The 11,995-nt window shown below is 35.8% G+C and carries 11 protein-coding genes; 5 read left to right on the top strand and 6 right to left on the bottom strand.

All coding sequences use genetic code 11. From position 1 onward, the window contains the following. Positions 1–5 precede the first annotated feature (5 nt). Positions 6–683, bottom strand: a complete 678-nt coding sequence (locus Mia14_RS02030; RefSeq protein WP_088819905.1) for a hypothetical protein — start codon at positions 681–683, stop codon at positions 6–8. Between the two features lie 190 nt (positions 684–873). On the opposite strand from Mia14_RS02030, the gene Mia14_RS02025 reads away from it, so the two are divergent. Continuing rightward, positions 874–2,100 carry an RNA-guided endonuclease InsQ/TnpB family protein gene (locus Mia14_RS02025; RefSeq protein WP_088819903.1) on the top strand — a complete coding sequence of 409 codons (1,227 nt, stop codon included), beginning with the start codon at positions 874–876 and terminating at the stop codon, positions 2,098–2,100. Between the two features lie 52 nt (positions 2,101–2,152). Here the strand turns inward: Mia14_RS02025 and Mia14_RS02020 are convergent, their stop codons facing one another. From Mia14_RS02020 to Mia14_RS02010, 3 genes are all read right to left on the bottom strand, one after another. Next, on the bottom strand, positions 2,153–3,202 hold the full coding sequence (locus Mia14_RS02020) for an L-threonylcarbamoyladenylate synthase (RefSeq protein WP_088819901.1): 1,050 nt from the start codon (positions 3,200–3,202) through the stop codon (positions 2,153–2,155). A gap of 37 nt (positions 3,203–3,239) precedes the next feature. Then, positions 3,240–3,929, bottom strand: a complete 690-nt coding sequence (locus tag Mia14_RS02015; RefSeq protein ID WP_088819899.1) for a hypothetical protein — start codon at positions 3,927–3,929, stop codon at positions 3,240–3,242. A 145-nt stretch (positions 3,930–4,074) separates the two neighbouring features. Continuing rightward, on the bottom strand, positions 4,075–5,139 hold the full coding sequence (locus tag Mia14_RS02010) for a hypothetical protein (protein ID WP_088819898.1): 1,065 nt from the start codon (positions 5,137–5,139) through the stop codon (positions 4,075–4,077). A 106-nt stretch (positions 5,140–5,245) separates the two neighbouring features. Here Mia14_RS02010 and yjjX point away from each other — a divergent pair, with 106 nt between their 5' ends. From yjjX to Mia14_RS01995, 3 genes are all read left to right on the top strand, one after another. After that, a complete protein-coding gene (gene yjjX / locus Mia14_RS02005) occupies positions 5,246–5,767 on the top strand; it encodes an inosine/xanthosine triphosphatase (RefSeq protein ID WP_088819897.1) in 522 nt (173 codons plus the stop codon). 101 nt (positions 5,768–5,868) lie between these two features. Beyond that, the gene (locus Mia14_RS02000; RefSeq protein ID WP_088819895.1) at positions 5,869–6,600 is read left to right on the top strand and encodes a hypothetical protein; all 732 of its coding nucleotides are present in this window, start codon (positions 5,869–5,871) and stop codon (positions 6,598–6,600) included. A gap of 293 nt (positions 6,601–6,893) precedes the next feature. After that, the gene (locus Mia14_RS01995) at positions 6,894–7,643 is read left to right on the top strand and encodes a hypothetical protein (protein ID WP_088819894.1); all 750 of its coding nucleotides are present in this window, start codon (positions 6,894–6,896) and stop codon (positions 7,641–7,643) included. A gap of 44 nt (positions 7,644–7,687) precedes the next feature. Here Mia14_RS01995 and Mia14_RS01990 read toward each other — a convergent pair whose 3' ends face one another. Next, positions 7,688–8,278, bottom strand: a complete 591-nt coding sequence (locus tag Mia14_RS01990) for a hypothetical protein (protein WP_088819892.1) — start codon at positions 8,276–8,278, stop codon at positions 7,688–7,690. 2,079 nt (positions 8,279–10,357) lie between these two features. On the opposite strand from Mia14_RS01990, the gene Mia14_RS01970 reads away from it, so the two are divergent. Next, a complete protein-coding gene (locus tag Mia14_RS01970) occupies positions 10,358–10,561 on the top strand; it encodes a hypothetical protein (RefSeq protein WP_124216875.1) in 204 nt (67 codons plus the stop codon). Positions 10,562–10,643: 82 nt separating this feature from the next. Here the strand turns inward: Mia14_RS01970 and Mia14_RS01965 are convergent, their stop codons facing one another. Beyond that, positions 10,644–11,798 (bottom strand): tyrosine--tRNA ligase, encoded by a 1,155-nt coding sequence (locus Mia14_RS01965; protein ID WP_088819884.1) that lies wholly within the window; start codon positions 11,796–11,798, stop codon positions 10,644–10,646. Positions 11,799–11,995: the final 197 nt, after the last annotated feature.

Raw genomic sequence — 11,995 nt, 5'->3', positions numbered from 1 at the left:
AAGATTTATCTCTTAAAACCTCCGAAAAACCATCCCATAAATCTGTCACTATTGAAGTCGGCCAACCATTTTATATATTCCTCTGAACTTCTTCTAATCCTGAAAAATTCAAAGGTTGTATCTTTCTTCATAAAGAAATTTTTCAGATCCTCGTATGTTGGGTTGGATTTTATAAAATTATTTACCGAATTTTTAAATTTCTCTATATCTTCCGGCAGTTCTCTATATATGATATCAGTAAATCTGCCAAAGCTGCTATCGTACTTTTCTATTTTCCTGTCATTATAAAGTGCCTTATCTAGGAAATAGGTATCGGACAGCAGAGCGTTCTTTTCCGCCCTTATCACATTGTTGAATCCATCCTGAACTATATTTTCTATCTGTGCGAACAGTTTTTCATTATTGGGATCCTTATTTAATTTGTATAGATAGCTTGCCACCAAATCATTTATTTCATTGAACTCCTCTAGCTGCTTTGGGACCTGCTCCTTAAAATATTCGATATCGTTTTTGTATTTCTCTTCCATCTTTTCTCTTTTAGTGTTGGCGCCCCTCCTAAAAATGCTATAAGAGCTCTTTTTATTGTCATCTAATTTATCCATGTCATAACTTTCATTAGAACTCTTTAAATGATCTAAAAATTGGTATTTGTCAGATATGGCCATTTCCTTGCTTATGTTCATTTTAACACTCCTTAGATTATTAGGTTATTGAAATATTTATATCTTATAATTTTTATCCTACATTAAGTCGATAAACTATTTATAAACCTGTCAGGTAAAAGTGGTTGATTTAACAAAGTGAGCGGGAAATCCCACCGCTGAAGCGTGTGGGATGAAAGCGAACTGCTGAATAAAGTAAAGGTGTATAAATATGAATGGTTATACAAACAACATGGATTCCACAAGAGCCTATAAATTCAGGATCTATCCAGATACTAAAAGGCAGAATGAGATAGATGAAAGGCTAATACTTGCGCAACAGTTCTACAACAGGATTCTTGAGAAGTCCATTGAATCCTATAAGAATGGAGAGGCAAAAGCCTCAATGGCACAGTTCAACAGGTTCGTAAAAGAGGTAATCCAAGATGACAAGAGATACCTGAAACTATACTCACAGACGAGATGCGAGATTGAATACAGGCTTCTCAAGGCATACCAGAACTTCTTCAGGAGAATCAAGGAAGGAAACAAGGAGGCAGGATTCCCGAGATTCAAGTCAATAACATATCCGCAGGACAATGGGTCCTTCTCGATAAAGAGGGGCAGGCTGAGAGTCTCGAGGATAGGCACAATGAGAATAGAACTGCACAGGAAGATTGAAGGCACAATCAAGACTCTTTCAATAAAAAGGGAAGGAAAGGATTATTACGCCATCTTCACCACAGCAAACGAAATAAAGATTCCGCAATTGGATGACACAAACCCTGTCGGAATAGATATGGGTTTGCATTCATTTATTGCGATGTCATCTGGAATGAAGATGGAGAAGCCAAGGTTTGTGAGGAAGAGGGCAAAGCATCTTGCAAGATGGCAAAGAAGAATTGCAAAGAGGGAAAAAGGCAGCAAAAGAAGGGAAAATGCAAAGAATCATCTACAAAAGGAATGGGAACACGTTACAGAGCAATCCGATGACTTCTCTCACAAACTTTCTAACAAATTGGTAAATTCAGGATATACTTCATTCGCAGTAGAGGATTTGCACATTCAAAAAATGGCAAAAAACCATAATCTTGCGCAGGCAATCTATAATGCTTCATGGAACAAGTTCATCCAAATGCTCTCATACAAGGCTGAAAGTGCTGGTATGAAAGTAATAAAAGTAGATTCAAGGGACACGACGCAGGAATGCAGTAACTGCCACCATATAAAGGAAGGCAGTGAAAGGTTGACTTTAGGAGACAGGTTATACCGCTGCAACGTCTGTGGACTGACAATAGACAGGGATATAAACGCGTCAATAAACATACTCAAAAGAGCTACCCTCGGACAGAGGGGAAGTCACGCTCAGGGAGAGAGTGTAAGGCCTCAAAGGGAGGCAGTTCTCGAGGAACTGAGAACCGATAAAACACATCCTTTGCAGGATGCAGTGATTGCATGAATGCAGAGGAAGCCCACACCGTTTACGGGTGGGAGGATGTCACGATTTCTGATTATTGTATATTTGCATCAATTATACCGTTTAAATCTCCGTTTTCTTTTATTATGAGATAACTTGCCTTCCTTACCCTGTTCATCACACCAAAACCTATGCTATTTTCTGGAAAAGATTGTATCACGCCAAATTTATTATTGCCTTTATCAAGTTCCCTGAACGCATAAAACAGGTTATGTGCAACTTCGTATATGTCAGAGCCCAGGATTATTTTTTCATATTTTGCATATTTGGCATTCTCTTCACTGCATAATGCTGTAAAAGGCTTTGATCTTTCTGATGAGATAAATTTCTTAAATTGCTCTTCATTTTCTATTAGGAAGAGTCTCTTGCTAGGCGCATAATGCCTATATTTCATTCCAGGAGTTAACGCAACTTTAGACTCTTTGTATCCCTTTGCAGCTTCATTTATACTTATCTTGCCAAACAGCTTGTTTAAATCTTCAACCGAAAATGCGCCTGGCCTTAACAATTCATAAGGCTTTTTTGTTGCATCGAGTATTGTTGATTCAACTCCATATCTTACGCGGCCAGCATCTATTATGGCATCTACCCTATCTTTTAGATCCTCTATCGCATCATTCGAATCGACTATTGATGGCTTTGTTGACAGATTTGCACTTGGTGCGGCTATAGGGACACCCGATTTTTCTATTAAAGATAAAGCGATTTGGTTGTCCGGGAATCTTACACATACTGTATCCATACCCGATGCCACTATTGATGGTATTGAATCCTTTTTCTTAAGGAGAAGGGTCAGTGGCCCTGGCCAAACCTTCTTCATTATTTTTAGTAGATCTGCATCTATGTAAGCAACCTCATTTACCATATCAAAGTTTGATACTGTAACTATAAGAGGGTTGTCGGCAGGCCTGTTCTTCGCTTTGAATATTTTCAAGCAGGCTTCAGGATCATATGCATTTGCACCAAGGCCATAAACAGTCTCTGTTGGGAAAACAACAGTGCCCCCATTTTTTATTATATTCGCAGCTGTGTCTAAAGATTTGTGGAGATCCTTCTCATCTATTTTTAGTATTGAAGCGGACATAATTCTATTTCTTTATGATTGCACTATTTATATCTGTTTATATCCTGAATATCCTTCTTATCAACCTTTCCTTGTTGAAACTCTCAAGCCACTCCATATGGTACTCTGAATCCCTCTGCACTCTGGACAATTCAGATGTTGGGTTATTCTTTATAAAAAAGTTTTCAATTTCTTCATATGTTGGTTTGGATTCTATAAATTCGTTGATTCTTTGCTTGAATTGGCCTATGTATTCAGGAAGATCCTTGTATATCAATCCGTAGAATTTTGAGGTGTTTTCCTTATAAATTTTATTCCTTTGATTTTTATACAACTTGTTTTCCAATATGTATTTATCTGAAAGCAGAGCGTTCTTTTCTGCAGCCATTATGCTGTCAAAACCGTTTTGCAGTACACTTTTCACTTGCCAAAACAACCTATGTGTATTCTCTTTATCCTTCCCTATCTCCAGCTCTTCAATTAGCTTATTGAAATAATTAAGTATAGAGCTTTCTAAAGCATTGAATTCCTTGAACTGCCTTGGGGCCTGCTCCTTCAGGTATGCAATATTGTTATCAACCAGTTTTTCCATTTCAATGAGTTGCTGGCTTTTTCTTGGATGCTTGCTTATATTAGTTGTCCTTTTACCTGATTCGTCTTTGGAGCTATAAAATGGGGCGTCAAGTTCCTCTATAAGATCAGACTTGTTTAATATTTGGTTGTTCTCTTTGTTTTTTACGGTGTCCATTTTATTACCTCTTAGTATTAGCAGTTTAAATTTGGTAATATTTAAAATTTTCCTTGAACCTCTCTTAATACCGGCTAAATTGGTAGTATTGATTTTGGTTCAGTCAGACAATTATGCCTAATTATGCAATAAATCCTAACTACAATTAATTATGCAGCAATGAATGGCTGCTTATAGCACCAAGATTCTCTATTGCCCTATCCATATCTTCATTTATGGTATATATGACCTTATAGATTTTTTCTTTAAGCAGTTCCATTTCTTTTCCGGGATCCAAATCTTTCATCACATCAGATAGCTCCTTTAGCTGATAAATATCCGCTATCAGAATATAGTCAAGGTTGTCCATGCACTCAAACATATTCTTGCTGTTTATAACTGCATTAACTGAATACTTCCTTGCAACATCCGGATGATATATAGAGCCAACTTCAATCCTTCTATTCAAATCGTTCTCTATATCTGAAAGGCTTTTGGCAGCATTGTCATTTTTATGGACCAAAAACATCTTCTCCTCGTTTATGTTGCGCGAGATTATTGGCAAGACCTCCTTTATAAAAGTATAAAGCTCTTTTTTTCTTGATATGGTTGACTTTAAATCAGGCTCCTCGGGTCCAATCCTTACTCTGTTCAAGTAATTGTACTTTGTCGTTAGGATGCCAAACTCTATTGCTTCATCAATGGAATTTGTTGAATTCAGTGAACTGTGCTTTGATGAAATAGCATCAATTAACTTTCTATCATACAGGGACATTATTGGTATTAGAACCCCAAATTCCTCTTTTGGGTCTAGAGTTTTTATCAGATTTTCTGGAGTGCTTGATATCTCATATATTTTTTCAAAGTCTATATTCTTGTTCGGTTTATGCTTCAAATGTAAATTCCACATTATTACACAAGTTGTGATATATTCTACATTTGAATCTGCAATTTTATCAAATGCTTTTATGAATAATTTTGTATTGGAATTTGCCTCATTTGTCAAAAATTTAATGTCATTTTTTTGAAGATCTGATCGTTTTAAAAATTCAATTAGTTTTGATGAAAATTTTTCGTCACTTGAATAAGGCCTGCTTAATGCCATATCTACAAGAAGGTTGAGCCTTTTGAAATCTTTGCTCAAATGGTCAACTTTTAACCCTTTCTCTATGTAGTAAGCCATATTGTTTATAATTTCTTCTTGGGATTCTTTAGATTTTGAAGCTTCCAAGCAACACACCACACAGGATTGTATTTTTTTATATTTAAATCTTGCTTTTTTATCCAATTTTAAAAAACTCTTTAAAACTTTGTGGAAAAATGTTGTAGGGATTTAAATGATTGTTGCTGTTGGCTCAACGAATAAAGCTAAGATTACTGCTGTTAGACAGGCCTTGAATGACCTTGGTATTGGATATGAGATTAAAGGAGTAGAGGTTGATTCGGGAGTGCGTAAACAACCAATGACGGATAATGAAGGGATAGAGGGTGCAATAAACAGGGCGAAGAATGCCAAAGCATTGCTCAAATCTGAAATAGGCATAGGTTTGGAAGGGTCTGTGCAGGAAACAGATTATGGTATGATGCTTTCCGGATGGGTTGCGGTAGTTGACAATTATGGAAGAATTGGCTTGGCTTCACATGAAAGAGTAATGCTTCCAGAAAAGGTAGCAGAAAGGCTTAGAAAAGGAGAGGAATTGGGTCCAGTAATGGATTCGATTACAGGTTTGAAAGATATCAAGCAGGATTCAGGCACGGTTGGCATATTGACCAAAGGCACACTTAATAGGGACGAATCGTTTAGATTGGCCACCATAGCCGCCTTTGCCAGAATCATAAGCAAGGAGTATTATGAATGATCTTTAAAGTTGATTTACACAAATTTTTATTTTTTATCCCAATTACTTGATCAAAGCAATATATAAATATTATGAAATACTTTAACTATACAGGTGGCAAGATGGTATTCAAAAACAAGGATTTGGAAATCTGCAATAAAGTTCTATACATAGCAGATGCAGAGAAGAGTTTAAGAGAAATACGAAATATGCTCCATGATTATGATATTGGTATAAAGGGCGATATGTATATTTCAGGCAGCATGAATGAAAGCCTTGACATATACTACAAAGATGAGAAAGTAGCGGAAGTTGGATATTCCCTTGGAGATAAAGAGTACTACAAATTGACTGTTTATAAAGATAATGACTGGAAAGAAAAACTGAATGATATTTATAAGATGACGCGTTTAATCGCTAAAAATAGGGTAAAGGAAAGGAATAAAGACCCGAATAGCTCTCTTGTCCTTGATTACAAAAGAGTTGCAAAGGACAGGACGGAGGAAGCAAAGAGGAAGCTTTATAGGGGCAGCTTGAATGACCTGCTTGACGAATCTATATATGTCTATGGTGCATCATCCAAATTTGGTGAAGTGAAGGATGCACTTGACAAAAAAGGGATAGATATACAGTTCAAGTCAAATGCAAAGAACGATACGTATATAGATGTTTACCATAACGGCAAATTTGCAGCCAAAATAAGTAGATATGGGAATGAGGGGTTACTTGGAAAGAAACTTGCTGCAGCTATCTATATTAATGATGGATGGCAGAAGGATTTATACGAGATTTATTCTAGATCTAAGGAGCTTGAAGGAGAAGATAATCAAAAATCAGAACTTAGAGGGAAGTAAGTGCAATTGAAAAGGGATTTTGTGAAGAAATCCCTTTTAAGTAAAGTAATAAAAATGCCAGTCTGTTCTTAAAAATTTAATTACCTTGAATGAAAATTTTTCGTCACTTGAATAAGGCCTGCTTAATGCCATATCTACAAGAAGATTGAGCCTTTTGAAATCTTTGGATCATCTCTGCCTTTGTTATAACCATAAACAATAAGTATTAAATAATTTTTAGAGTTAATTACCAAATCGAGTAATTAAGGCAATATTTAAATATTATCGAATATATTTTTAACATAGTTGATAAAATGGTATTTAAGAACAAAGTCGATAAAATAGTATTTAATAAGAACGAAGATTTGGATATTTGTAATAAAGCTATGCATATTTATGCAAAGAAGGAGAGTTTCAAAGAAATACAGCATATGCTTGATAACGCTGATATGAATATACTGCAGGTAGAAGGCGGCATGATTGATATACTTTTCATATCCTACAAAAATGAGAAAGTAGCATTAGTTGAATATTCTATTGAAGATAAAGGACGTGCAGAATTAACCGTCTATAAGGACAATGGCTGGAGAGAAAAGCTTGATGATATCTATAAAGAGGCAGGTTTGATTGGAAAGCATACGGCAAGTGAAATAAATAAAGATCCTCATAGTTCCCTTGCAATTGATTACAAAAAAATAGTAAAGTACAGAACAGAGGAAGCAGAGAAGAAGCTTTATAATGGAAGCCTTAATGACCTGCTTGACAAATCTATCAACGTTTATGATGCGTCGTCAAAATTTGATGAGATAAAAGAGGCACTTTACAAAAAGAGGATAAGTATAAATTTAATATCAAATAGGAGGAACGATGTGTATATAGATATCAGCCATAACGGCAAACTTGTAGCTAAGATAAGCAAATATGGAGAGAGGAAAGCGGTTGATAATAAACTGTTTGCCTCTATTTATGATGGCGGATGGCAGAAGGATTTATATGAGATTTATTCCAGATCTAAGGAGCTTGAAGGAGAAGATAACCAAAAATCAGAACTTAAAGATAACTAAGTTGGACTTAAAATAATTTTAGGCAGTAAAAATCTATGTTGCCCTTAGTTCAGGGTTGATCTGTAGGTTTCAGATTCTACACCCTCTTTTCTAAGCAGAGTCTTTAAGTTCTTTACATGCGTGTCTCCTACTATTACAAGTATTGACTTTTCTGTTTCATTTAGGTTAAGGTTTGAAACTATCACATTTTTCATGTGCTCCTCCCTTATTGGCTTTTCCTCCATTTGCACCTTTTTAAGCTTTTCACCTAATTCCCTCATTTCTGCGATGATTTCATCTTTTGAATTTCTCAATTCTGAGTTCTCCTCAGCACTAAGGAAAGAATTATATTTGCTTACTAGCTCTTCATGCCTCTTTGCTATAGAACTTGAACCAGGCAACTCATCGACTTTTAAATCAGGGTTTTCTATTTTAATATTATATTTTTCGGCAACATCAAAAATCAGCTTATCATTATCGAAGTATGGGTTTTTTTCCTTATTTCTGTCATTACTGTTATACCCTTCCATAAGTATTAATCCAGGCTTATAAGTTTCTATTAGTTCAACTTCTGCCTTTTTATCAATCTCGCTATTGTGTCTTTCGCCGATTATGACCACTTTGTTATCGTTTTTAGCAATATTTTTAAATGCCATTAAAACACCTATATTTACTTATTGCTTAAATAATATTTAAATCTTTAGGATTTTACTACTTTTAAACAAAAATCAACTGTGGCTATAAATTTATTATAAATTTAATTTTCTTCTAATAAAAAGACACAGGTTTTCTTTATGGATATCTAAATAATATGTATAAAGTTAAATTAAATATATTTTTAGATAAAAAAATAGATTTGGACAGAACACAAGAATCTTAAATTGCAGCGTGGTAATTGTATAATTTCAATACTAAAAGAAACTAAGAAAATAAGCTTTATTTAAATTTGGGTGAATACTTAATAAAATATTCAAAATAAAGAAGGATAATTTAGATTTTGAAACAATCAAATCCAAAGGCGGCGTATCAGATCTGGCAAGTAGTATAGAAATGACAGAAAAATCGTATACCTTGATAGCAGTACAATAGTAAGAAACCGACTCTGAGATTATTGGTGAACAATAACACTAAGCTTATTTAGGAAACATTCTGCTTTTATTTAATATTTGTGGTATCCATTGCTGAATTCTTTGACAAACATTTAATACAGGTAAATGAACGAGTTCCCCTACATCTTTGCATTACCTATCAGTGGCATTAGATTTGGTTCTTTTGGTATTCCCCCTGAATTCGTACCTCGCCTTCTCTGGATTGGCAAATTATTAATAAAGATTGGCACCCCAAATAAGGACCAATTTCTGGATGAAATGTCTTACCTGTCTGTCCTTTTACCTAGATATACCAGCTTAGTTTTCGAAGGCTTAGTATGATCCGGTTCAGGAATATTGCATTTACATCCATTCCACTTGCAATCCAAAGTAATTACATGTCCAGCAGGCCAGTGTGGGAAACCCAAGAGTTTACTTCTTGAGATGTGATGCAACCATTTTGAATTGAAATTAACCACCGAATGTCCACAATTCTTACAGACATTAAATTCCAAACGATTCATATTCAAAAACTATCACCTGTTTGATTATTGTAAGAGTTCATTTCTAATACATAATTTGTGGCGGTAACTATGTCTTTTATATCTTTGTTTTGCGAACCCTTACAATTTTATATTGCATAATAATATATATAAAATTATCGCCTGAAACTCAGTTTTCGCTTCATTATGTGGAATTTATATATCCGTTGATTGACAGCAATATTCACTTAAAAACATTAATCAAGTTCCGACGAAAGAGTCCTGAGCAAGGAGGAATTGGCAAGAATACTAAGAAAGGCAACATCGCGAGGGATGGTTATCTTAGCTTAATGTTCTTTTCAGGACTGATACTGGAATCTCTTGGTGATTATGAAGGCACTGATTGATTGCAATTGGGAGATTTAAAGGAGCTGAAACTATTAGACTAGATGCAATTCGGCAAGATTCCTATAACTGTAATAATTAAGAGCAAGTTGAGCAAGGCTAGGCATCACTATTTCTCGTTCATTGGTTGGGAAGTAGCAATATGCATAAAAGAATGTCTGGAAGAAAGAAGGAAGCAAGGAGAGGAGCTGACCTATGATTCGCCGTTACTGCAGTTTGACGTCCGAGCAATAAATAAGAATACCTTTCTAAGGACAACGCTCATTACAAGGGATGTGAGGTATACAAATACAAGGTAGGAATGAAAATGCAACCGTATGTTTTAAGGGCATATTTCTAAACGGCTCTTGACATAGTGGAGAGCAAATTCCTAATACTGTAACCCTTGAGGCAGTTCATAACGGGGCAGATGGGCGATATCTAAGCGGGATACAGTACAAACAAGAGATTACTTTTGGACATGATAAGGGAAATGCGCAAATCGTATAAAAATGCCTGAAATAGCTAGAAACAGGATCTATGATTTTTGACACACCAATAGATTATAATTATCCTCTGGACAGGGTATGGGAAAGCGGTCCTTGGGGAAATAAAAGACAGGTAGGCAAATTCTAGCATACCTTTACGAGCGATCTATATATGGTATTATTAGACTTTCCAAAGAAAAAGATTAGCCCCTCAAATTGTTTTAGCTAAAATATTTTGCTGTAGATTAAGTTTAAAACTAAATAAATGCTTAAATAAATAGAACAATGTTTACTTGGTGGTATTATGGAATCAACAAGAAGCGGTGAAAGTTATAGCTTTAGGAAATGGAGTTACTGCATCAGAGATTATAAACAGAATCTTAAATAACAATAGAGAAATCAAAATGATCAAAAGTGCTATAAAAATAGAAGCAGAATCTGAATCTGGGGTATTTGCTGTTCCAGGACCGAAATCAAAGTTAAGAAAGGATAAATAATGTTTTTGTTCGTTTTCATCCCCTGATCTTGCGAAGGGAGACTTCCCACTCATTTAGTTAAAAATAAAAGGCAAATAAAGGGTTACCTTGTTATCATAAGCTCCTTTAGCTCATTCAAGTGCCTTAACCCTTCACCTGAAGAGAAGTGCCTTCTCGCTGGCTCCAATATTGATATAAGGCTTTCAGCTACCATATTCTTCAGGTCCAATGGATGTATTCCTCCTTTGACATATGCCTCTTCAAGCTCTTTCATGCTGCCGAATTCCACTGCTGACCCAGTTTTGGCATTTTCAATCCTCATGTTTTCGCCTTTCCTTAAGAATGTCGGTGCTATGATATACTTGATCATATCTATTATAGGATTGACATCTGTCTCTTTGGGTGGGCACAAGGCTTTGCTTATCTTCGCGCGTATCTCCTCCTCACTGTCGTGTACGAAGATCGCACTGTAAGGCTTTGATTTTGACATCTTTATGTCAACTATCGAATTTTCAAATTGCTCCCTATCCTTGTTAGCTCTTGCTTCTATGACCAATTTCCTCTGCTCCTCGGTTATATTTATCCCCATAAGGAGATGGTGGTGCAGAGCAACGGGGGTATAACTGAAGTTCTTTGATGTGTCAAGTGCAACAACATGGGCTTTGCGCTGGTCCATACCGGCATGCGCGAGATTCACTTTCTGGCCATATATATCAGCTACCTGCATTGGCACATAGACCAGCTGTGCAAGGCTTATATCATCGCCGCTTTTCCTTCCGAGAACCGTTACGCTCCTCTTTGCACGGCCTAAACTCATTCCCTTTGCAACCTTAAGAACATTTTCCAGATACTCTATGCCCTCTTTTTCATAGAAATCCGATGCCAGTACAACCTTTGTTTTATCCGGGTCCCCTCCTACGCACTTTATTGACTGCTGAAGCGCTTCCTTGAAATACCCCAAAGCAATTTTTCTTATATTATCCAAATCTCCTCCTAATTTGTTATTTATTGATGTATGGTAGTCAGCAAGGAATAGGCTTGTATTAACACCAGCTTCCTGCAAATCAGTCACTTTCTGCATTCCGACTAATCCAGTTCCAAGATGGACCATTCCCGAAATCTCAAATCCTATATAATGGTTGAGCTTGGTACCTGCGTTTAAATATTCAACGAGCCTCTCTTCAGTCAATATCTCCTCTGTGGGACTTCTTTTTATCAAGCTAAGCTTGTTCTCTGTGCTATTACTTGGGCTCTCCAACTTTATCACCACATATCTTTACAATAGATTGATTTTTATTTGTTTTATACAATTCATGCTTAAATATAGTAAAGCATGGACTACGTCGTTTATCCTTATTAAGATATGATAATTTGATTTTTGGTGCAGGATAGGGGATAATTACGGTAATTGGATGGAAATCTAAAAGAATGATTAAATACCTATTTACTTATAAA

Origin of the sequence: Candidatus Mancarchaeum acidiphilum (genome assembly GCF_002214165.1) — an archaeon.
GTDB lineage: Archaea > Micrarchaeota > Micrarchaeia > Micrarchaeales > Micrarchaeaceae > Mancarchaeum > Mancarchaeum acidiphilum.
This window is presented reverse-complemented; position numbering and strand designations above follow the sequence as displayed.